Origin of the sequence: Mycobacterium montefiorense (assembly GCF_025823255.1) — a bacterium.
Taxonomy (GTDB): Bacteria; Actinomycetota; Actinomycetes; order Mycobacteriales; family Mycobacteriaceae; genus Mycobacterium; species Mycobacterium montefiorense.
In genome coordinates, this window is the sequence record NZ_JACKVL010000013.1 from 1,004,020 (window position 1) to 1,026,827 (window position 22,808).

Annotated in this window: 18 protein-coding genes and 1 pseudogene; 7 read left to right on the forward strand and 12 right to left on the reverse strand. The window is 64.7% G+C overall.

What is annotated here, in order from left to right; genetic code table 11:
* The first annotated feature begins 48 nt into the window (after positions 1–48).
* Positions 49–453 carry a MerR family transcriptional regulator gene (locus H7K34_RS18145; protein ID WP_264063375.1) on the forward strand — a complete coding sequence of 135 codons (405 nt, stop codon included), beginning with the start codon at positions 49–51 and terminating at the stop codon, positions 451–453.
* Here the strand turns inward: H7K34_RS18145 and H7K34_RS18150 are convergent.
* Positions 450–1,295 carry a class I SAM-dependent methyltransferase gene (locus H7K34_RS18150; RefSeq protein ID WP_108922851.1) on the reverse strand — a complete coding sequence of 282 codons (846 nt, stop codon included), beginning with the start codon at positions 1,293–1,295 and terminating at the stop codon, positions 450–452. The two genes, H7K34_RS18145 and H7K34_RS18150, sit on opposite strands and share 4 nt — an antisense overlap.
* Before the next feature lie 168 nt (positions 1,296–1,463).
* Between H7K34_RS18150 and H7K34_RS18155 the strand changes: the two genes are divergently transcribed.
* From H7K34_RS18155 to H7K34_RS18170, 4 genes are all read left to right on the forward strand, one after another.
* A complete protein-coding gene (locus H7K34_RS18155) occupies positions 1,464–3,386 on the forward strand; it encodes a lysophospholipid acyltransferase (protein WP_264063376.1) in 1,923 nt (640 codons plus the stop codon).
* A 75-nt stretch (positions 3,387–3,461) separates the two neighbouring features.
* A complete protein-coding gene (locus H7K34_RS18160; protein WP_108922853.1) occupies positions 3,462–3,899 on the forward strand; it encodes a nitroreductase family deazaflavin-dependent oxidoreductase in 438 nt (145 codons plus the stop codon).
* 43 nt (positions 3,900–3,942) lie between these two features.
* A complete protein-coding gene (ilvA, locus tag H7K34_RS18165; protein WP_264063377.1) occupies positions 3,943–5,238 on the forward strand; it encodes a threonine ammonia-lyase IlvA in 1,296 nt (431 codons plus the stop codon).
* A 155-nt stretch (positions 5,239–5,393) separates the two neighbouring features.
* The gene (locus H7K34_RS18170; protein WP_264063378.1) at positions 5,394–6,332 is read left to right on the forward strand and encodes a carbohydrate kinase family protein; all 939 of its coding nucleotides are present in this window, start codon (positions 5,394–5,396) and stop codon (positions 6,330–6,332) included.
* Here H7K34_RS18170 and H7K34_RS18175 read toward each other — a convergent pair.
* Positions 6,329–7,801: a mannitol dehydrogenase family protein gene (locus H7K34_RS18175; protein ID WP_264063379.1), complete on the reverse strand. Its 1,473-nt coding sequence runs from the start codon at positions 7,799–7,801 to the stop codon at positions 6,329–6,331. The two genes, H7K34_RS18170 and H7K34_RS18175, sit on opposite strands and share 4 nt — an antisense overlap.
* 159 nt (positions 7,802–7,960) lie before the next feature.
* Between H7K34_RS18175 and H7K34_RS18180 the strand changes: the two genes are divergently transcribed.
* A complete protein-coding gene (locus tag H7K34_RS18180; protein WP_264063380.1) occupies positions 7,961–9,553 on the forward strand; it encodes a sugar porter family MFS transporter in 1,593 nt (530 codons plus the stop codon).
* Between the two features lie 4 nt (positions 9,554–9,557).
* Here the strand turns inward: H7K34_RS18180 and H7K34_RS18185 are convergent, their stop codons facing one another.
* Positions 9,558–10,211 carry a pyridoxamine 5'-phosphate oxidase family protein gene (locus H7K34_RS18185; protein WP_264063606.1) on the reverse strand — a complete coding sequence of 218 codons (654 nt, stop codon included), beginning with the start codon at positions 10,209–10,211 and terminating at the stop codon, positions 9,558–9,560.
* Positions 10,212–10,251: 40 nt separating this feature from the next.
* Here H7K34_RS18185 and H7K34_RS18190 point away from each other — a divergent pair, with 40 nt between their 5' ends.
* Positions 10,252–11,577: an aminotransferase class I/II-fold pyridoxal phosphate-dependent enzyme gene (locus H7K34_RS18190; protein WP_264063381.1), complete on the forward strand. Its 1,326-nt coding sequence runs from the start codon at positions 10,252–10,254 to the stop codon at positions 11,575–11,577.
* A 2-nt stretch (positions 11,578–11,579) separates the two neighbouring features.
* Here H7K34_RS18190 and H7K34_RS18195 read toward each other — a convergent pair.
* The 9 genes and pseudogenes from H7K34_RS18195 to H7K34_RS18235 form a co-directional block, all read right to left on the reverse strand.
* A pseudogene (locus H7K34_RS18195) lies at positions 11,580–12,018 on the reverse strand (serine hydrolase); the annotation flags it as partial.
* A complete protein-coding gene (locus H7K34_RS26970; protein ID WP_264063382.1) occupies positions 11,973–12,140 on the reverse strand; it encodes a hypothetical protein in 168 nt (55 codons plus the stop codon). The gene H7K34_RS26970 and the pseudogene H7K34_RS18195, both read right to left, overlap by 46 nt.
* A 39-nt stretch (positions 12,141–12,179) precedes the next feature.
* Complete coding sequence (locus tag H7K34_RS18205; RefSeq protein ID WP_264063383.1) at positions 12,180–12,425, reverse strand: hypothetical protein; 246 nt, start codon at positions 12,423–12,425, stop codon at positions 12,180–12,182.
* A 230-nt stretch (positions 12,426–12,655) separates the two neighbouring features.
* On the reverse strand, positions 12,656–14,377 hold the full coding sequence (treZ, locus tag H7K34_RS18210) for a malto-oligosyltrehalose trehalohydrolase (RefSeq protein WP_264063384.1): 1,722 nt from the start codon (positions 14,375–14,377) through the stop codon (positions 12,656–12,658).
* A complete protein-coding gene (gene treY / locus H7K34_RS18215) occupies positions 14,370–16,670 on the reverse strand; it encodes a malto-oligosyltrehalose synthase (RefSeq protein WP_264063385.1) in 2,301 nt (766 codons plus the stop codon). Before treY ends, treZ begins: the two co-directional genes overlap by 8 nt.
* Positions 16,671–16,673: 3 nt before the next feature.
* Positions 16,674–18,812: a glycogen debranching protein GlgX gene (glgX, locus tag H7K34_RS18220; protein ID WP_108924239.1), complete on the reverse strand. Its 2,139-nt coding sequence runs from the start codon at positions 18,810–18,812 to the stop codon at positions 16,674–16,676.
* Between the two features lie 112 nt (positions 18,813–18,924).
* Positions 18,925–21,102, reverse strand: a complete 2,178-nt coding sequence (locus H7K34_RS18225; RefSeq protein ID WP_264063607.1) for an acyltransferase family protein — start codon at positions 21,100–21,102, stop codon at positions 18,925–18,927.
* A gap of 103 nt (positions 21,103–21,205) precedes the next feature.
* Positions 21,206–21,970: an NlpC/P60 family peptidoglycan-binding protein RipD gene (gene ripD / locus H7K34_RS18230; RefSeq protein WP_264063387.1), complete on the reverse strand. Its 765-nt coding sequence runs from the start codon at positions 21,968–21,970 to the stop codon at positions 21,206–21,208.
* A 335-nt stretch (positions 21,971–22,305) separates the two neighbouring features.
* Positions 22,306–22,800, reverse strand: coding sequence for a hypothetical protein (locus H7K34_RS18235; protein WP_372510785.1), 495 nt, complete (start codon positions 22,798–22,800; stop codon positions 22,306–22,308).
* Positions 22,801–22,808 lie beyond the last annotated feature (8 nt).

Sequence of the window (22,808 nt, forward strand, 5' to 3'; positions counted from 1 at the left end):
CGACTTCGAGTTGACTCGAAGTCAAGTGCTGTGATGCTGGGAGGTTCGATGGCTGCCGCGGCACCCGCCCGCCCGCGGGCGACGCTCACGATCGGAGAGGTCGCGCGCGCAGCCGGAGTGGCCGCGACCACGCTGCGCTATTACGAGCAGATCGGGCTGTTGCCGTCGCCCGCCCGCCTGGGCGGCCGCCGCCGCTACGACAGCTCGATCCTGGCCCGCCTCGAGGTCATCCGGCTGTGTAAATCCGCGGGATTCGCGCTGGAAGAAATCCAGTTGCTGTTCGCCGACGAGGCGCCGGGCCGTCCCGCCAGTCGCGCGCTCGCCGAGGCCAAGCTCGCCGAGATCGACAACCAGATGGCGGCACTGGCTCGGGCGCGAGCCGTCATCGAATGGGGGATGAGCTGCACCTGCCCGTCCATCGACGCCTGCACGTGCGGCATCCACCCGGCCTAGAACTGGTAGCGCAAGATCCGGGCTTTGCGGGCGGACGCCTCGAACATCCCGGAAACCTTGGTAGCGAGGCGAATCCAGCCCGGAAACAGCTCAACCTCGGGAGCGTGTGCCAGGCTGGCCTCTTCGACCAGCTTCAACAGCGGATTCCATTTTTCGGGCACTCGGGGATCGTCGAACCCCAGGTAGCCCCATTGGGCGCCGACACTGCTGAACATCCGCTGCGGGGCCAGCTTGACCGTGAGCCGGGTGAACCGGCCGATCCGGCCGTAGTCGTTGAAGGCCAGTTCACCGGATGTGAAATACGTGGTGACGCGTCGAAAGACGCCGATCAGCACCGGTTCGGACAAAAATGCGAAGAGTCCGTCGGCGATCACCATCACGGGCCGATTGGCGGGAATGGTGTTGGGCCAGCTCTGATCGGCCATCGATGCGGTCACCACATGGGCTCGCGGGCTGGTCGGCATCAGCTGGCGGCGCAGAGCGCTGACACCCGGCAGGTCGACGCTGTACCAGTCGACGGTGTCGGGCGGGCACACCCGAAATGGACCCGAATCCAGGCCGGCGCCCAGGTCGACGACGACGGCGTCCGGATGCTCGGCGGTGAATGCGCGCACCCTTTCGTCCAGCATCTTGGCGCGCAGCGCGGTCTGGCACACCACGCTCGCGGGAACGCCGAGACCTGCGAAGTCGTAGTCGATCTTTGCGACGATTTCGGCGGCGAGCGTGTCGCCGAGAATCGGCTGGGCCCATTGGCTGTCCAGCGCTCGGGCGTATTGGGTCAGCAACGCGGTCTCTTCGAGCGGCGTGAGGCCACTCGCGTTCCTACCGGGTCGGGGACGCATGATCCGAACGTACTAGGCACCCACCGGCCGGCTTGTCGGAGAGGTGCGCGAATACGCGAATTGTGTTCCGTGGCCACCGACAACGGACGTACGCTCACCGAGGGGATGTGGACCACGCGCAGCTGGTGACATGCCGGTTCCGCCACCCGGCGACACCTGAAGGAGAACATGAATGACGAGAACGGTGCGAGCGGCGTGACCGGGGGGCGGCTCGCGACAGCGCGTGAACTCGGCGGCGTTGGGGTGCGAAAGATGTTGCAGCGCGGCGGAATTATCGAAGAATCAGTGACACCACTATCGACCGACCCGCCCGCCGTAGCTCAATTGCTGGGTGCACCGTGGTACGACGAGCGGCTGGCCAAGCTGGCCGACGAGCTGGGCCGCGACGCCGGCGACGTGCGCGCCGAGGCGGCCGGGTATCTGCGCGAGATGGCGGCCTCGCTGGACGAGCGGGCGGTGCACGGCTGGCGCGGGTTCAGCCGCTGGCTGATGCGGGCCTACGACGTGCTGGTCGACGAGGACCAGATTGCGCAGCTGCGCACACTGGATCGCAAAGCGACGCTGGCTTTCGCCTTTTCGCACCGGTCGTACTTGGACGGCATGCTGCTGCCGGAGATGATCTTGGCCAACCGGCTTTCGGCGGCGTTTACGTTCGGCGGGGCCAACTTGAACTTCTTCCCGATGGGCGGCTTTGCCAAGCGCACCGGGACGATCTTCATCCGGCGTCAGACCAAGGACATTCCCGTGTACCGGTTCGTGTTGCGCGCCTACACTGCCGCGCTGGTACAAGACCACACCAACCTCACCTGGTCGATCGAAGGTGGCCGGACCCGAACCGGCAAGCTGCGACCTCCGGTGTTCGGCATCTTGCGCTACCTCACCGACGCCGTCGACGAAATCGACGGCCCCGAAGTGTATTTGTTGGTGCCGACCTCGATCGTGTACGACCAGCTGCACGAGGTCGAGGCGATGACCACCGAAGCCTACGGCGCGGTGAAACGGCCCGAAGACCTTCGCTTCCTGGTCGGCCTGGCCCGCCAGCAGGGCAAGCGGCTCGGTCGGGCTTACCTCGACTTCGGCGAGCCGCTGCCGCTGCGCAAACGTCTCGAGGAGATGCGCGGCGACGAAGTGGGGACCGGGACCGAGATCGAACGCATCGCTTTGGACGTCGAACACCGGATCAACCGCGCGACAGCGGTGACTCCCACCGCGGTGGTGAACCTGGCGTTGCTGGGTGCGGACCGGTGGTTGTCGATCAGCGAGGTGCTGGCCACCGTGCAACCGTTAGCCAGCTACATCACGGCGCGAAACTGGGCGGTCGCCGGTGCCGCGGACCTGACCAATCGCTCCACGATTCGGTGGACGTTGCACCAGCTCGTGGCCTCCGGCGTGGTCAGCGTGTACGAAGCCGGCACCGAAGCGGTGTGGGGGATCGGCGAGGACCAGCACCTGGTCGCGGCGTTCTACCGCAATACCGCGATCCACATCTTGGTCGATCGCGCCATCGCCGAAACGGCCTTGCTGGCGGCCGTCGAAGGCGCGGAGAAGTCCGCCGACGGCATGGTTTCGCCGGTGACGGTGCGCGACGAGGCGTTGAGCTTGCGTGAGTTGCTGAAGTTCGAGTTCCTGTTCTCCGGCCGTGCCCAGTTCGAGAAGGAGCTGGCCGACGAAGTGCGGCTGATCGGACCGGTGGAGGACACCAGCAAGCCCGCTGCCGCCGCTGACGTGCGGGGGCTGCTGAAGTCGGCCGATCTACTGCTGGCGCACCTGGTGCTGCGGCCGTTCCTGGACGCCTACCACATCGTCGCCGACCGGCTGGCCGCCCTTGAAGACGAGTCGCTCGACGAAGACGCGTTCCTCGCCGAATGTCTCGACGTGGGCAAGCAGTGGGAGCTGCAGCGCAGAATCGCCAGCGCCGAGTCGAGGTCGATGGAGCTCTTCAAGACCGCGCTGCGGCTGGCGCGCCATCGTGAGCTAGTCGACGGCGCCGACCGGGAGAACATCGCCAAGCGCCGCAAGGAGTTCGCGGACGAGATCGCGACCGCGACTCGACGCGTCAACACGATCGCCGAGCTCGCCCGGACGCAGTGATTCGCGCCGCGGTCGCTGGCCCAAACAGGTTGCGCGCCATGCATAGGGTGATGAATCGAGCCTAAAGTGGTGGACATGCCGCTTACCGGAGAGTACGAACCGTCACCGTGGGATTGGTCCCGCGAACAAGCCGACAAATACGCCGAATCCGGCGGGGCCGAGGCCGCGGATATGAAGGGCAAGCCCATCATTCTGCTGATCACGATCGGAGCCAAGACCGGCAAGCTCCGCAAGACGCCACTGATGCGGGTCGAGCACGACGGTGAGTACGCCGTGGTCGCCTCGCTCGGCGGTGCCCCGAAGAACCCGGTCTGGTACTACAACATCGACAAGAACCCACGGGTCGAGTTGCAAGACGGGTCGGTCACCCGCGACTACGACGCCCGTGAGGTGTTTGGAGACGAGAAAGCCGTCTGGTGGGAGCGCGCCGTGGCGGCGTGGCCGGACTACGCGGACTACCAGACGAAGACCGATCGCCAGATTCCGGTGTTCGTGCTGACCCCGGTGAGCTGAGCCGACTAGGCAGCTGATCGGGGGTGCGTGGCACCATTAATCGGTGTCCGCTGAACTGAACGATCCCCCGAGCACTTCTCCGCTGTGCGCGGCCGACATTGACAGTGCCGCCGAGCGGATCGCTGCAGTAGTCACGCCGACGCCGCTGCAGTTCAGCGATCGGCTGTCGGCGATCACCGGTGCGCAGGTCTACCTCAAGCGTGAGGAACTGCAGGTTGTGCGTTCCTACAAGCTGCGCGGCGCCTACAACCTGCTGGTGCAACTGTCCGATGAAGAGACCGGCGCCGGCGTGGTGTGCTCCTCGGCGGGCAACCACGCGCAGGGGTTTGCCTACGCGTGCCGCGTCCTGGGCGTGCATGGCCGCGTCTATGTGCCGGCCAAAACGCCCAAACAGAAGCGCGACCGAATCCGCTATCACGGGGGCAACTCCATCGAGCTGATCGTGGGGGGATCGACCTATGATCTGGCCGCCGACGCGGCACTCGAGGACACCGCGCGCACCGGCGCGACGCTGGTGCCACCGTATGACGACCCGCGCACGATTGCCGGCCAGGGCACCATCGCCGTCGAGGTGCTGGACCAGCTCAACAAACTTGGCGTCGGGGAGCCCGGCTTGGTGGTGGTTCCGGTGGGCGGTGGTGGCTGCATCGCCGGTATTACGACCTACCTGGCCGAGCGGACCGACAACACGGCGGTGCTCGGCATCGAGCCGGCCGGCGCCGCGGCGATGATGGCCGCACTGGCGGCCGGCGAGCCGGTGACGCTGAGCCATGTGGACCAGTTCGTCGACGGCGCCGCGGTAAACCGGGCGGGCACCTTGACGCATGCCGCGCTGGCCGCCGCGGGGGACATGGTGTCGATCACGGCGGTCGACGAGGGCGCGGTGTGCACCGCGATGCTGGACCTTTACCAGAACGAAGGCATCATCGCCGAGCCGGCGGGCGCGCTGTCCGTCGCCGGACTGCTGGAAGCCGAAGTCGAGCCCGGATCCACGGTCGTGTGCCTCATTTCGGGCGGCAACAACGACGTATCGCGCTACGGCGAGGTGCTGGAGCGCTCACTGGTCCACCTCGGCCTCAAGCACTACTTCCTGGTGGATTTCCCGCAGGAGCCCGGTTCGCTGCGCCGATTCCTCGACCACGTGCTGGGCCCGAACGACGACGTCACCCTGTTCGAGTACGTCAAGCGCAACAACCGGGAGACCGGTGAGGCACTGGTCGGTATTCAGCTGGGGTCGTCGGCGGACCTGGACGATCTAATGGTCCGGATGTGCGAGACCGAGATTCACATCGAGAAGCTGCAACCGGGCTCGCCGGCCTACCGGTATCTGCTGCTGTAGTCCGCCACCGCGGGTCGTGCGTGAGGTAGTCCGGCGCCGGGATCGCGGCCGCCAGGTCGTCGGCTGCTAGACGAAACATATTCTTGCATAGTCGAATACACGAATCAGATGGACGGTGCAGCGGTTCCGCCGCCTAACTTCGGTAGCATCCAACTGTGGGTGTAGGAGGCAGAGACGGTGTTCTCGTCTGTGGTGAGACGCTGGTCGACATGGTCCCGGTCGTTGATCAGTCGGCGTTATGGCGATCAGTTCCCGGGGGTGGCCCATACAACACGGCGATCGCCGCGGCCAAGCTTGGTACACGCACGGCCTTGCTCACCCATGTCTCCAACGATGCGTTTGGCCGGCAGTGCGTCGCGAACCTCATCAAAGCGGGTGTCGATGAATCGTTGGTGATGACGCACGATGCCCCAACGACATTGGCCATCGCCCAAGTTGATGAGTTTGGCGTCGCGCAGTACAGCTTTTACTGGCAGGGCACGGCCAACGACGTGGTGTCCTCACCACTTCCTGATGCCGTGCTCGCTCCCACGGTGATCTGGGTGGGCTCGCTCGCGAGTGTGCTCTGGCCGGGCCGTGAGGCGATGCGTAGCTGGATCGTCGATCGGTATCCCGACACCCCCGTCACGTTCGATGTGAACATCCGCCCGACGCTTATCGATGACCGGGAAACGTATGCTCAGCGCATTGCGCCGTGGTTATCCATCGCCGAGGTTGCCCGCGCCAGCGCCGAAGACCTCGAGTTTCTTTATCCGGGAGAATCGATCGAGGATGTGATCGCACGCTGGTTTCACGACCATCCGGGCATTCAGATTGCCCTTGTTACGTGCGGGGTTTCGGGATCATTGGCGTTCCAGCGGGGTAGCGATATCCCCCTGAAAACTCCGCCCCTGAAGGTGAGGGTCGCCGATACCGTCGGCGCGGGAGATACCTACACTGGGGCCTTTCTAGAGGGCTTCTACCAGCGGCAGCTTGATCTTCCCCAAGCGTTGTGGCGCGCGGCGGTGGCATCGGCGATCACTTGTACGCGCCCGGGCGCACAGCCCCCCACCGCGTCCGAGCTCGCCGAAGAGTTGCGCCGGCATCCCATCTAGCCAGCCAGGCCTGCCACTGTCGCGCGGGCTCCCCGGGTATACAGGCTGTGCAGTGCGCATTGGTAGGCGTCGACGAAGCGTGACGAGTCGATGAGATCACCGAACACGGTCCGGTTGCCAAGGAAGGCGGTCGGGTCATCGCGCTGACGCCGCGCCGTCGGGATCAGCTGCTGTGCCAAGCGATCGGCAATGTCGATGGGATCTCCGTTTTCGTCTATGCCCTCGCAATAGCGGGCCCAGCTCGCGATGATGGCGGCTGCGCATGCAATATCACCGCCAGCGCGGAGCTGGTCCCAGACCACGGGCAGCACGAACTTGGGAATGCGATTGGATGCGTCAGCACACAGACGGGTGATCGTGTCGCCGACAGCCGCATTGGTGAATCGGTCGATCAAAGTGCGTTTGTAGTCGCTCAGATCGATCCCCGGTACAGCTGGCAGCGTGCGGGTGGCCTCGGTATCCATGTAGCGGCACAAGAACTTTGCAAATACCGGATCCTGTGCCACGTCATGCACCCAGCGGTAGCCGGCGAGATATCCGAAATAACAGAGTGCCTGATGGCCGCCATTGAGCAGCCGTAGTTTCATCACCTCGTACGGAGTCACGTCCCCGACCAGTTGCGCTCCTACGTCTTCCAGGCGTGGACGGCCCGAGACGAAGCGGTCTTCGATCACCCACTGCGCGAAAGGTTCGGCCACGACTGGCCAGGCATCGTCGATACCGAATTGGTTACGTACAAAGGCGATATCCTCGTCAGTGGTCGCCGGGGTAATGCGATCGACCATAGAGTTCGGGAACGCTCCATGCTGTTCGAGCCACGCCCCAAGCGCGGGGTCGTATGACTGCGCGAATGCGGTGAATGCGGTACGAGTGACGGCACCGTTGTCCGGGATGTTGTCGCACGACAAGATGGTGAAGGGTGCCAGTCCCTGTTCCTTTCGGCGCGCCAGTGCAGCGATGACTAACCCGAAAGTGGTTGACGGTATGGCATCTGGCTGAAGGTCTGCCGTGATGGAAGGGTTTGACATGTCGAATTCCCCGGTGAGATCCGAAGTGTTGTAGCCGCCCTCGGTGACGGTCAACGTGACGATTTGGGTTGCCGGATCGGACATTCTCGAGATGACGTCATCGGGGCGGCGCGGCGCATGCAGATATTCAACGATTGACCCGATGATCCGTGGCTCCGAGGTCCCATCAGCGCCGCGAATGTTCAACGTGTACAAACAATCCTGCGCGGCCATCACCTCATCCATGCGCCGATCCGCGGGCAGTACACCGACACCACAGATGCCCCAGTTCCGCTGATCTGGGAGCTCCAGGAGTTGATCAAGGTACCACGCTTGATGTGCACGATGGAATCCTCCGACACCGATATGCACTATTGCGGGCGTAACGTCGGTACGCGAATAGGCTGGAACGTGTACCGGCCGAATGATTCTCGGCAGAGAAATGTCTTTTAGCGCCAGCATCGAAGGCCTTGCCATCCTTTTCGTTTCGTTGTCGATCTTGTTTGCGCGAACGGCTTTCCTTGGCGCGCAACACACTATAGAGTCCCAAGCTGTTCTGGTGGCGTCGCTACGCCGTCGTTAATCAATGATGATTGGACGGGAGTTTTACGACAAATGACGGTGTCAAAGCCCGCCGGCGGGGTTTGTTCAGACGTGAATGATCCACGCCTCGATGGGAATAATTCAAACGATGATGATTCATCCGAGAATGATTCACACGTAGACAAGAATGATTCAAACGAGAATCAGTTAGACGAGAATTCCGGGCAATCCGCATGCCCGCTCACGGCGACAATTGAGGAGACTAGCGAGGGTAAGTTCACCTCGATATTGATGGTCGGTGCCTTGGTGTCGGTGATCTCGTCGCTGCTCTACGGCTACGATACCGGCATCATTTCTGGTGCGTTACTGCAGATCCGCGCTCAATTCCAGATGGACGACCAGACCACCGAGATGGTGACCTCCGCGATTTTGGCCGGAGCGATCATCGGTGCGCTGGCGGGCAGCAAGCTCAGTGAAAGATTCGGCCGCCGCAGGACCGTAATGATGCTGTCGCTGGTCTTCGTCGTGGGCTCGCTTGCTTCGGCGCTCGCGCCCGCTGCGCTGGAACTTGCCCTCGCCCGGGTCATCCTGGGATTCGCCGTAGGCGGTGCAACCCAGACGGTACCCATGTACATAGCCGAGCTTGCGCCGTCCAATCACCGCGGACGCCTCGTGTTGACGTTCCAGATCGGAATCGGCACCGGAATTGTCATTGCCACCATTGTCGGTGCTGCGCAATCAGTATCGTGGCGCATCGCTATCGGCTGTGCCGCACTGCCAGCGCTTCTGATGCTGGCGATGGCATGGCGATTGCCGGAGAGTCCTCGCTGGCTGGTGGAGCAGGGACGTCATGTCGAGGTTGCACGCGCTGTCCTGCAACGACTTCGAGGGCAGTCCGCGAGCGTTGATTCGGAGTTGGCGGGCATAGTCGCAATCGATGACGAACAACGTCAGGCAGCCCGTCATGAGAGCGGATGGCGGGGCCTGCGGCGGCCATGGGTTCGTCCCGCGTTGGTTGTCGGCTGCGGAATAGCCATATTCACTCAGCTCAGCGGAATCGAAATGATCGTCTACTATGCGCCAACTATCCTGACCAGCAACGGTTTCAGTCACTCGACGGCGCTTCAAGTCAGTGTTGGCCTGGGTGTCACCTACCTGATTATGATGATCGCCGGGTTGTCCGTCGTCGATGTCGTCGGTCGCCGGCGCCTCACGCTGATGATGGTCCCCGGGGCGGCGATATCTCTGTTCGTGCTGGGCGGGTTGTTCGTCACCGGTCACAGTGATCGCGACGATGTTCCGTTCATTGTGACCTGCCTGATCGTATTCATGTTCTTCAACGCAGGTGGCTTGCAGCTCATGGCATGGCTCACTGGTTCGGAGATCTATCCGCTCTCGGTCCGCGGTGCGGGGACCAGCGCCCAGGCTGCGACGCTGTGGACAACCAACTTGTTCATCACACTGACCCTGCTGACGTTGATCAACGCGGTAGGGGTCGGCCAGACGATGTGGCTCTACGGGCTGTTCAACGTCTTGGCGTGGGTATTCGTATTGGTGAAGATGCCTGACCTCACCGGCCGCAGTCTCGAAGACATCGAACAGAAGTTGCGCAGCGGTCATTTTCGCCCAGCGGACTTTCAGCGGCCCAGCCATGCTGAGCCGACGGCCTAGTCCGTCACCGCGAGTAGTGGTTTAGGTAGTCCGGCACCGGGATAGCGGGATCCAGGTCGTCGGACGGTATCGGTGCGCCGGCCGTCAGGGTCAGCGGAACCACGCCGGCCCAGTACGGCAGCGATAAATCCTCCGGCTCATCGGTGGGCCCGAACGGGGCCACCTTCGCCGAAACCTCGACCAGATCCAGGGCGAGCACCGCGGTCGCGGCGAGCTCCCGAGCGTTCGGCGCCCTGCAGTCGGTGGAGCGTCCGGGTGCGATGTGGTCGAGCAGCCCCGCCAGCGCCGGCAACTTCTCCGCCGGGTCATCGACCAGGCGTGCGTCGCCGACGACGATCACCGAGCGATAGACAAACGAATGTTCCAGCCCCGAGCGGGCCAGCACCAGCCCGTCGATCAGGGTGGCGGTAACGCAGACGGATAGGGCCTCCCTCGCGTTCAGCATGGGCCGGCTGCCGGTGGAACCGTGCAGGTAGAGGGTCTCGCCGAGGCGGGCGTGCGTCGTCGGCAGCACCACCGGACGGCCTTCGTTGAGGTAGCCCAGGTGGCAGATCAGGGCCTCGTCAAGGATGCGATGGACGGTCTCGCGGTCGTAGCTGGCACGGTCGGAGTAACGGGTGGGCGTCGTTCGAGACGTGCGGCGGTACGCGGTTTCCATCGAGTTGTCCTTCTTTTTGTAATAGTACATACTGTCGTATGTGCCAGTGCAATACAGCATAGCCGGGACGGGCGCGGAGTCGATAGCCGCCAACATCGAAGAGGGAATCTCGACGGGCGCGCTGGCGCCCGGCGACGCCTTACCCCCGGTGCGGGACCTGGCGGCGCGACTCGGCGTCAATGCCAACACCGCCGCCGCGGCCTACCGGCTGCTGCGCGATCGCGGGGCTGTCGAAACCTCGGGGCGACGGGGCACCCGGGTGCGTCACCGGCCCGCGACCACACCGCGCTCGCTGCTCGGTTTGGACGTCCCGGTGGGCGTCCGCGACCTTTCCACCGGCAATCCAGACTCCACACTGCTACCCATTGCTGCTGTGCCACAACGTTATTCGGATCTAGCTCCGGTGCTGTACGGAGACCCCGCCATGTCGCCGGAGTTGGTCGACTACGCACGTACAACGCTGGCCGCCGACGGTATTCCGGCCGACCATCTGGCGATCACGAGCGGGGCGCTGGACGGCACTGAACGGGCGCTCACCGCGCACCTGCGCCCCGGCGACCGGGTGGCTGTCGAGGATCCGGGCTGGGCGAACCTGCTGGATTTACTCGCCGCACTCGGCTTTTCGGTCGAGCCGGTGCGTGTGGACGATGACGGCCCACTGGTTTCCGACGTCGCAGGGGCGCTGGACCGCGGCGTGCGCGCGCTGATCGTCACCACCCGCGCGCAAAACCCGACCGGCGCGGCGCTGTCCGGGCAACGCGCCGAGCAGCTGCGGGAATTGTTGGCGGGCCGCGACAACGACCTGCTGCTCGTCGAGGACGATCACTGCGCCGGCATTTCCGGTGTGCCGATACATTCGTTAGCGGGATCGAGCAGCCACTGGGCGTTCGTGCGATCGGTATCGAAAGCCTACGGCCCCGACCTGCGGGTGGCGGTGCTCGCCGGAGATCAGCGCACCGTCGAGCGGGTGCATGGACGACTGCGACTCGGGCCGGGATGGGTGAGCCATCTGCTGCAAGACCTGGCGGTGAGCCTGTGGTCCGACGAGGCCGCGTCGCGTCTCATCGGCCAGGCGGAGCGGCGCTACACCGCCAACCGGACCCGGCTACGCAGCGCGTTGGCCGACCGCGGTATCACCGCTTACGGCCGCTCGGGGCTCAACGTCTGGATCCCGGTGCCCGACGAGACGGTCGTGATCACCCGGCTGCTCAACGCGGGTTGGGCGGCGGCACCGGGATCCCGATTCCGGATCGGCACGTCCGCCGGAATCCGATTGACCATCGCCGATTTGAGCGACACTGAGATCGATCCGCTGGCCGAAGCGATCGCCGACGCGATGCGCACCGCCGACCGTTCCAGCGTGTGACCTCAGACTTGCGGCCGGGCGCCCAGTGCGTCGTGAAATAGCGCGTTACGCAGGGCGAGCTCGCGGGGGTCGCTGACCAGGTGAAAGCCCAGCTTGTTCATCACATAGGCGTATCCGATGCCGGTGTCTGGATCGGCGAACCCGAACGAGCCGCCCGCGCCCGGCGTTCCGAAGGCGTTTGTCGGATGACCCGAAGATGCACCAGGGAATGGGCTTGTTGAAGCCCAGGGAGAACGTGGTGTCGACATGTAACACCTTGTCGCGCAGTCCTTTTGTCGGCGGGAGCGCAGGCTTGTGCAGCGCTTCGAGAGTGCCGGCGGTCAAACCGAGCTTCGCACCGCCGGTGGCGGCGCTGCCGTACAGCTTGGCGATCGACCGTGCGGTGCCGGTGCCATTCACGGCGGGCATCTCGACGACGCGCAGCTCGTCGCGGTTGAAGTCGGCGAGGTCTTTGATTCCTTTGGCGACGGTGAGTTGCGGCGGAAGGCGTCGGCGACCTTGCCGTAGCCCTCGTCGACGTCGCCCCCGACGAGATCGGGTGGTATCTGAACCTTTTGCGCCATATTTGCTCCGTCGCAGTTATCGGTGCGGTGATGGTAGCGCTAGTGGACCAGGGCGTGGTAGATCGAAATGGATCCGCTGACTGTGTCGAATACCTGCGCTTCCGTGACGTGGTCGAAACCCACCTCTGCCATCAGTTCCGGTAGCACTCCTTGGGCGTTCGGCTCGGTGTTGTCGAACCCGTCACCCTTCTGCACGAGACGAAACCGCTTGCGCATCTTCGCGGTGCGCTGCAGTCCGTAGTCGGCGACGTGCAGGCTGCCGCCGGGTCGCAGGGTCTCGCGCATAGCGGCCAGACCGGCGCGCTTCTCCTCAACGAAACCTGATGAAAAACCAGTGACGACAACACCTTCGTGACCCCGCGGCCACCCAACAGCTTCGCGGCGTCGCGCGCGTACCCGGCCAGCAGCTCGACCGGTGGCGACAACCCGGCAAGTTTCGCCCGCGCTCGGTCGCGAATCGCCGCGTCCGGGGCCAGTTGCGCGAGGAGTGCCGGGCGCCAGCGCCGAGTATTCGGCTATCCGTGATGCAGGATCGCGACCGAATAGCCTTCCAGCGCCGTGCCCTCGCCGCTGCTGGTCGGTTCGCCCCACGCGAGGACGACGTCTCCTGCGACCGGTACCGTCACCGGTTCGGCGTCGAGGTTGCACACGATGCGTAACTGACCGCGGGACAAGGTGATCCAGCGCAGTTCCTCGTCGTAGTCGACGGTGAGGTGTGCCAGCCAGGGGTCGGCGATGTCCGGGTGGTTGCGCCGCAAGGCGATCAGGCCCCGGTAGAAAGTCACCAGCCGCGCATGTTCGCCAGCGTCGACCTCGTCCCAGTTCAGCTTGGAGCGCGCAAATGTCTGCGGATCCTGCGGATCGGGGATTTCGTCGGCATCCCAGCCGTGCTCGGCGAACTCAGCTTTACGCCCCTGAGCGGTGGCTTGGGCCAGCGCGGGTTCGGGGTGTGAACTGAAGAACTGGAATGGCGACGAGGCTCCCCACTCCTCGCCCATGAAAAGCATTGCGGTGTAGGGCGATGCCAGAACCAGAGCGGCCTTGATCGCCAACTGTCCACCGGTCAGGTACTGCGACGGCCGGTCTCCGATCGCGCGGTTGCCGACCTGGTCGTGTGTGCAGGTGTAGGCGACTAACCGGCTGGCCGGGATGGCTTTGGTGTCCAGCGGGCGACCGTGCCGGCGCCGCCGGAACGACGAATAGGTGCCGGCGTGGAAGAAGCCGCGGCGCAGTGTGTCCGCCAGCGTGGCCAGCGCCCCGAAGTCGGCGTAATACCCCTGGCGCTCGCCGGATACCGCGGTGTGGATGGCGTGGTGAATATCGTCATCCCACTGCGCGGTGATCCCGTAGCCGTACCGATCCCGCGGGGTGATCAGCCGCGGGTCGTTGAGGTCGCTTTCGGCGACCAGGGACAGCGGCCGGCCCACCTGTTGTGACAGCCAATCGGTTTCGCCGGCCATCTCTTCGAGGATATGCACGGCCGTGGTGTCCACCAGCGCGTGCACGGCGTCCAGCCGCAGACCGTCGGCATGGAAGTCGCGCATCCAGCGCAGAGCACAGCCGATGATGTAACGCCGCACCTCGTCGGAGTAGGCGTCGGCGATGTTGACGCCTTCCCCCCACGGGTTGCTCGCTGACGACAGGTACGGGCCGAACCGCGGTAAGTAATTTCCCGATGGGCCGAAGTGGTTGAACACCGCGTCAATCAAGACGCCCAAGCCACGCGCATGGCACGCGTCGACGAACCGGACCAGGCCGTCTGGTCCGCCGTAGGGCTCGTGCACGCTGTACCAGAGCACACCGTCGTATCCCCAGCCGTGAGTTCCGGCAAAGGAATTGACCGGCATCAGCTCGACGAAATCGATTCCGAGATGGACCAGATGGTCGAGTTTCTCGATCGCGGCATCGAAAGTACCTGCGCCGGTGAATGTTCCGATATGCAATTCGTAGATCACCGCGCCTTCGACCGACCGGCCGGCCCACGCGCTGTCCGTCCAGCTGTCGCTGGCGTCCCACAACTGTGAGCGGGCGTGCACCCCGTGTGGCTGACGGGCTGATCGCGGGTCGGGCAGCACCGTGGGGTCGTCGTCGATAAGGAACCCGTAGCGGGCGTCGCTCGGCGCGTCGACTACTGCGTGCCACCAGCCGTCCTGCGTGCGGGTCATCGCGTGCACCGCTGCGTCGACATCGAGGCGTACCAACGCGGGTTTGGGAGCCCAGACCCGGAACTCAGCCATTGTTTCGCTCCAAGAGCACGACGGGCAGGTTCGCGAACAATTCCCCGGTCGACGTGGGCCCGTTGGCCATCGCGCCGGTGAGGGTGTCGGTCCAGGACCCCTCGGGTAGCGGCAGCACGGTGTTGCCCCAACCTGTTTCGGCCAGTCGCACCGTCCAGCGACTGACCGCGACCAGGATGTCGGCGCCGCGCCGGAAAGCCACGACATGATCGCTGGCGTCGCCGCTGGCCAGCACCGGACGGTAGTCGCCATATCGGAAGGTGTCCGGGTGTGAGCGACGTAGCCGCAGCGCCGTGGTGACGACCCGCAGTTTCGGGTGTTGCAGGTCTGCGAGAGCGGCTGTGCGAGAGGCATAATCGACGGGTCGGCGGTTGTCCGGGTCGACCAGGCTGTCGTCCCACAGCTCGGTGCCTTGGTAGACGTCGGGAATGCCGGGCACGGTGAGCGCGAGCAGTTTCTGGCCCAGCGCATCACTGGCGGCGTGCGGATTCAGTTGGGCGACAAGCTCGGTCAGCTGGCCGGCCACCGGCCCGTCCAGCACCGTGTCCAGCCAGCGATGGGTCGCGTCCTCGAATTCGGTGTCCGGGTCGTTCCACGAAGTATGCACTGCCGCTTCCCGGATCGCTTTCTCGGCGTATCCGTGCAGCCGGTCGCGCAACTGGTCGGTGATCTCGCCGCTGTGCGGCCATACTCCGAAGATGTTCTGCCACAAGAACTGTCCGGTCGCGGGATCGGGGGAGGGCGCCTCGATTTCCCAGCGGGCGAGGAACTCCGTCCACAGTGCGGGCACCTGCGACAGCACCGCGATGCGGGCGCGTACATCCTCGCCGCGTTTGGTGTCATGGGTGGACAGCGCGGTCATTGCGTGTGGCCACAGTCGGGCCCGGGCGGCGGCGCTGTGGTGAAATTCGGCGGCGCCAACGCCGAAGCGATGTGGTTCGCCGCCCACCTCGTTGAGCGAGACGAGCCGGGCGTCGCGGTAGAAGAGGCAGTCCTCCACGGCTTTGGCCGTCACCGCGCCGCACAGTTGTTGCAGGCGCGCCGCGGGTTCGCCACCGTGCGCCAGCGCCGAGGCGAGAATCTGCAGTGCGGGCCCCAATTCCGTTCGGGCGGCTTGAGTTTCGGCGAGTGCGGTCGGCAGGATCGCGGCCAGGCCAAGGTAGTCGCTGCGGTACACGTCGATGTGGCTGAGCAGCGCGGCCACCGCGTCGGGCAGCAGCGGGTGGTCGGTGCCGGCGGCAGCCACGATGGCTCGTCGCAACCTGGCTAGCTCGCTGCCGAGTGTCCCGGTGGCCACCGCAACCTTGAGGTTCGCCAACAGCTGTGGAATGCCGTGATAATCCATCCCCGTGGACTCGACCAGCTTGGTCAACGCCGGGGCCCCGGCCGGGTCGACGAAAACTCCGCCGAGTTCCCGCAACACGTCGTAGCCGGTGGTGCCCTCGATCGGTAGGGTGGGTTCCAGGGCCTCGTCGACGGCCAGGATCTTCTCGATCACTATCCACGCGTCTGCGCCCAACAGGTCACGCAGCCACGCCAAATAGCCGCTCGGGTCGGTTAGTCCGTCCGGGTGGTCGATGCGCACGCCGTCGACAAGTCCTTCGCGGAACCAGCGAGCGATCTCGGTATGGCTGGCGTCGAACACCGCGCGATCCTCCTGGCGCAGCCCTGCCAGCGACGTGATCGAGAAGAACCGCCGATAGCCGACGATCCCGCGGCGCCATCCGACCAACCGGTAGTGCTGGCGTTCGTGCACCTGCGCGCCGGTGCCGTCGCCGGTGCCGGGGGCGATCGGCAGCGCCAGGTCGCCCAGTCGCAGCTGCTCGCCGTCCACCGACAGGGCGGCGACATCGTCGTCGGAACCCAGCACCGGCAGCACGATGCGGCCTTGCTCGTCGAGGTCCCAGTCGATGTCGAAAAATGTCGCGTAGACCGATGATCGGCCGTGCTGCAACACGTCCCACCACCACGCGTTCTGCTGAGGCTGATCGACCCCGACGTGGTTGGGGACGATGTCGACGACTAGGCCCATGCCGCGCGCCTTGGCCGCCGCGGACAGCCGCGCCAGGCCCTCGGCCCCGCCGAGCTCGGGCGACACCGTCGTCGGGTCGGCGACGTCATATCCGTGAGTCGACCCGGTGATCGCGGTCAGGATCGGGGACAGGTAAAGATGCGACACCCCGAGTCCGTCCAGGTATTCGAGCAGGTTTTCCGCGTCGGCTAAGGTGAACGGGCTTCCACTAGAGGGACCGCGCATTTGTAACCGGTAAGTGGAAAGCACCGGAAAAGCCATATGTCAGGCGGTCTTTCGCAGGATCAGCGCCGAGCAGGCCGGCATGGTCAGCTTTTCCTCGGCGGCCACCACCAGGTCGGCATCCCCGGCGGGATGGTTGGTATCGATCTCCACGGTCCATTCGCGCGCATAGTCGTCTTGCGGTGTGACGAACTCCACCTCACGCTTGTGGGCGTTGAAGCACAACAGAAATGAATCGTCGACCACGCGTTCGCCCCGGGCGTCGGGTGCGGTGATGGCCTCGCCGTTGAGAAACACCGCGACACATTTGTCGAAGCCTTGATTCCAGTCGTCGTGCGTCATCTCCCGGCCGCTGGCAGTCAGCCAGGCGATGTCGCGGACTTCGTCCCCACTTCGGATCGGCTCGCCGTCGAAGAATCTGCGCCGGCGAAACACGGGATGCTTCTTGCGCAACTTGGTGACTTTGCGGGCGAAGGCCAGCAGATCGGGGTTCTTGTCCACCAAAGTCCAGTCGATCCAAGCTAATTCGGAGTCCTGGCAGTAGGCGTTGTTGTTGCCCTGCTGGGTGCGCCCCAGCTCGTCGCCGTGCGCGATCATCGGCGTGCCCTGGCTGACCATCAGGGTTGCCCAGAAGTTGCGCATCTGTCGGCAGCGCAGCTCGGTGACCTCGGGGTCGTCGGTGGGGCCTTCGACGCCGCAGTTCCACGACCGGTTATGACTCTCCCCGTCGCGGTTATCCTCGCCGTTGGCCTGATTGTGTTTCTCGTTGTAGGAGACCAAGTCACTGAGGGTGAACCCGTCGTGCGCCGTGACGAAGTTGATGCTGGCGCTCGGACGTCGGCTGCTTGCTTCATAGAGGTCCGACGACCCGGTCAGCCGGGAAGCGAACTCGCCCAGGGTTGCGGGCTCACCCCGCCAGTAGTCACGCACAGTATCGCGGTACTTCCCGTTCCACTCCGTCCACAAACCCGGGAAGTTGCCCACCTGGTAACCGCCCTCGCCGACATCCCACGGCTCGGCGATCAATTTGACCTGGCTGACGATCGGATCCTGTTGCACCAGATCGAAGAACGCGCTCAGCCGATCCACGTCGTGCAGCTCGCGGGCTAGCGTGGCGGCCAGGTCGAAGCGGAACCCGTCGACGTGCATTTCGGTTACCCAGTAGCGCAGCGAGTCCATGATCAGCTGCAGGACGTGCGGATGGCGGGGGTTCAGGCTGTTTCCGGTGCCGGTGTAGTCCTTGTACAGCCGCAGGTCCTCGTCGACCAGTCGGTAGTAGGCCTCGTTGTCGATGCCGCGGAAATTGACGGTCGGCCCCAGATGGTTGCCTTCCGCGGTGTGGTTGTACACCACGTCGAGGATGACCTCGATGCCGGCTTCGTGCAGACTGCGCACCATCATCTTGAATTCGGCGACCGCGCTGCCCGCTTGCCGGTTCGATGCGTACTGGTAGTGCGGGGCGAAAAACCCGAATGTGTTGTAGCCCCAATAATTTCGCAGCCCGAGGTCGAGCAGTCGTTCGTCGTGCATGAACTGGTGCACCGGCATGAGTTCCAGCGCGGTGACGTTGAGTGACTTGAGGTGATCGATGATCACCGGATGGGCCAGCGCGGCGTACGTGCCGCGCAGTCCCTCGGGGATGCCGGGATGGGTTTTGGTCAGGCCCTTGACGTGGGCCTCGTAGATCACCGTCTCGTGGTACGGGGTCAGCGGCGATCGATCGAATGCCCAATCGAAGAACGGGTTGATCACCACGCTGGTCATCGTGTGTCCCAGTGAATCGATCATCGGGGGAGTTCCGGTGATCGCGGTGTCGCCGTTCGGGTCGACGGCGTTCAGGTCATAGGAGAACAACGCTTGGCCCCAGGTGAAATCCCCGTCGAACGACTTCCCGTACGGGTCAAGCAGCAGCTTGCTCGGGTCGCACCGGTGACCGGCCGCCGGATCGAAGGGGCCATGCACCCGAAATCCATACCGTTGACCGGGTGTGATGTTGGGCAGATACGCGTGCCACACATAGCCGTCGACCTCGTCGAGCGGGATTCGTGATTCGTTGCCGCGCTCGTCGATCAGGCACAAGTCGACCTTTTCGGCGATCTCGGAGAACAGCGAAAAGTTAGTGCCCGCCCCGTCATAGGTGGCCCCAAGGGGATAAGAGTCCCCTGGCCAAACGGTGGGCAGCGTGGGTGTGGCTTCATTCGGTGTCGCAGCACCCGAAGCTGCGGCCGGTTCGGAAGCCGGGTTGGTTAACGGCACCACATGACCTTATCCGCGGTCGACGTTCCTGTCCGAGCTACCACCAGCCGGTGGCAGCCGCGATCTGGCGGCCCAGCTCGTCGGCCATGGTCCGCATGTATGTGGGCGTCAGGTGATGAGCACCGTGGTAGATCAGCACATTTCCTTCGACTGGACGGCAAACATCAGTGCGGCAGATGGCATCTGACATATCGAGCACCTTGAGCGCCGGGAACTGCTCGACGAAGTCAAGGGTTTGGTTGTAATCGGACAGCAAGTCGGAACGCTTGATCGCGCACGACGTGGCGTTGCCGCCCTTTTTGGCCAGGCAATCCGCGGGGTCGAACGGCTGGCCGTCCTTGACCAGCCAGGGCGTATCGCGCATGCCGAGGATCGGAATGTTGTTGTCGGACAACGTCTGCCAGATCCCGATGTAGGTCGCTGGCATCACGTCACCCGACTTGATATTCCATGGCCGCGTTGTTGTGGTGAACACGTAATCGGGCCGGTCGGCGACCAGCTTGTCCATCGTTGTTCGCACCCACTCGCGGCACTGTGGGTAGGGCGCGTTGTTGCCCATGATCAGCGGGACTTGCTCGGTGGACAACGGGCAGCCCATTTTGAGATATGTCACAACTTTAAATTGATGCGCGTGGCCGAGCAGATCCAGCGCCGGCAGCCAGTGTTCGGCGTGCGAGCCGCCGGCCAGTGCGATGGTCCGGGTGGCGGCGAGGTCGCCGTAGATGCAGTTGACCACTGCCGGGTTGACGAAGTCACTGATGCAGCCGTCATGTGTCGAGACCGGCAGGTCGTCCTTCACCTCTAGGACGCTGGGTCGCATCGGCAGCGTCGGCACCCGCACGTGTTCGGTCAGGGCGCGGGCACCGGGATAGTCCTGCGGGTTGAGTACGGACAGTCCTTTGCCGGCGGCCCGCAAGACCGTCACGTGCTGACGCCAGGTGAACGAGGTCGCGGTCAGTGTGACGCCCAGCAGCACGACTGCGGTGCCCAGCGCCATCGTCGGCCGGCGCAACCCCGACCACCAGGGCAGGTCCGCGGCGGCCGTTGCCGGTGCGGATCGCTGAGGTGCCCGGTAGCGCAGCGGATCCTCGACGAGCTGGGTGGTCAGGTACGCGAGCACCCCGGAGACCAGCAGCACCCCCGCCCCTTCGACGAAGGTCACGTGCTTGTGGCCGGTGTAGGACAGCCAGAAGATGAGCAGCGGCCAGTGCCACAGGTACAGCGAGTACGCGATGGCGCCCAGCTCGACCAGGGGCCGGGTGGCCAGCAGCCGATTGGGCAGCGGCATCCGGCCGTCGGTGTCGGGGTCGCCCTGCAGGTTGGCGCCGGCGAGGATCATCAGCATGGTGGCCCCGACGGGCACCAGTGCCCAGGGGCCGGGAAATTCGTCGACGCCGTCGATCAGCGCGCCGCAGGACACGATCGCTGCCAGCGCGACGGTGGCGACGGTGCTGCGCAGCCACATCGGCCAGCGAATGTAGACCACCACCGCACCGACGAGCACGCCCAGCAGCAACTCCCAGCCGCGCGCGAAGCTGTCGTAATAGGCGATCGACTGGTCATCGATGTGGGCGAAGATCGCGTAGCCGAACGAGGCCACCGTCAGGATGCTCAGCAGCACCAAGAACAGGGTGCGCAGGTGAGTCTTGAGCGGGCGCCGGAACAGCACGGCGCAGCCGGCGATCAGCACAAGGAAGGTGACATAGAACTGCCCCTGCACCGACATCGACCAGATGTGCTGCAACGGGCTGACGGCTTCGCCCGCCCGCAGGTAGTCCGACGCGGTGTTGGCCAGCTCCCAGTTCTGGTAGTAGCCGAGGCTGGCCAGGCTCTGGTCGGCGAAGGTCTCCCAGCGCGTTTGCGGTTGCACCAGGATGGTGAGCACCGCACACCCGGCCAGCACCACGACCAGAGCGGGCACCAGACGGCGGATCAGCCGGATCACTTCTGCTACGGGCGACAGCGACACAGTCGGGTTGAGCGCGGCGCGCAGGACCTTGCCGCCGAAGAAGAACCCGGACAGCGCCAGAAACACGTCCACACCGCCGGAGACCCGGCCAAACCAGATGTGGAACACGGCGACCAGCGCGATCGCGATCCCGCGCAAGCCGTCGAGATCGAAGCGATAGAAGCCCGCAGAGCCCGTGGTGAGCGCGCCATTAGCGCCAGGTTTCGCCGTGGCGGCCGGCGGCGGATGCGGTGACGTGGTCTGCATGATCACCGTTAACTTACCCAAAAACGCCACCTGCTCTTGAGCGCTCGCCTCGCGGCGATGCTGCTCAGCGGAGCAAGTGGCGTTTTTCCAGCGGTCGCGAAACCTACCGGCCGAAACCCGTCGGGGCCGGCTGCAGGAGCGACTGCAGCGACGGCAACTGCGGAAGTGGAGCCGGTTGCGCGGGCGTCACCTGTTGCACCGGCGCCTGTTGGGGCGGCAGTTGCTGCAAAGGCGCTTGCTGCAGCGGAGCCTGCTGGGTGGGCAGTTGCTGCACCGGAGCCTGCTGGGTCGGCGCCAGCGGTGCTTGCTGGGTCGGCGCCAGCGGTGCTTGCTGGCTCGGCGCTTGCTGCAGCGGAGCCTGCTGCAGCGGTGCCCCGATAACCCGAACGAGGTACGGCGTCATGCCGTTGACGCGCACCGGTGACACCTGCACGACATCGCCCACCTCGAGCATCTGGTTGTTGCCCAGATACATCGCGACGCTTTGCGTGCCGTCGGGACCGTAGAAGAGCATGTCGCCCTTCTGCGCTTGCTGCGGCAGTACCTTCTGGCCGGCCCGGTAGATCGCGCCGGACGAACGCGGCAGCCTGATGCCCGCGCCGGCGTAGGCGTACTGCATCAGGCCCGAGGCGTCGAAGCCGACGGTGTTGATGCCGGTGCCGGTGCCGCGGGAGGGGCCGGTGATGCCGCCGCCGGCCCACGAGAACGGCACGCCGCGCTGCGAAAGACCACGCATGACGACGACGTCGGTGGCCTGCTGGTAATCGGTGGCCCGCACGCCGGGGTCGGCGGCGGCGATCACCGGGGTGGCGGCCATCGGTGCCGCCAGCATGGCGAGGCCGACGGCGAACGAATAGATGCGCTTCATTGGAGTTCCAACCTTCCTGAACTCTGTCGGGATAAGGCCTTCGCGCGGTGGCGCGTTGGCGGCCGTTCGATGACTGGCGCAGACCCCCTCGTTGGGGTCGAACGCCGCCTCCTTGCGGAGACGTGAATCAGTCGGTTCACCCGGTGAGTCACACCAGTCACTACAGACACTTTTACAACAGAACTCACACCCGGAAAATAGCTGGTGAGCTCGATGAAAGATTTTTTGTCGGACCGTGACCGGAAGGTGACCGCCGAGCTCAAATCTTTATCGGCAGTTGTGATTTCGGTCTCACACCGGTGCGTGATCGCGACCGTCGAACGACCCCGTTCGAATCAGTGCCAATACCGCGAGCTGAAGACGGTGAGCGAATCGCCGATCACGGAACTCACCATGATGATCGCCAGCGACAGCACCGGCCAGAAGGACATGTACCAGCCCTTTAGCAGGGAAACCAACGGTCCGATCCCCGCCGCGGCGATCGCCGCACCGATACCGCCCCAGACCACCGGGTAGATGTACACATCGATTCCGAAGGGCACCAGTCCACACGATTCGTCCGAACACACCTCGTGCAGGAAGCCGTAGAGCCTGGTCGGCCAGGTTGTCGCCGTGGCCAGGATGACGAGCAGCGTCACCAGTGTCAGCGTGGCGATCAGGTCCCAGGGCGCCACCCGAAGGCGAATGACATGTGATTTCTGTTCGTCAGAATCGTTGTCGCCGTAGGGCATTGGCTGAAAATTGGCCGGGTCGCCGGACTGCTGAGCCCTCGGCGGGGACCCGGCGCCCTCGCCGCGGTGCGAGTCTTCGAACGGGTACGGCAACGCCATGCCGATAG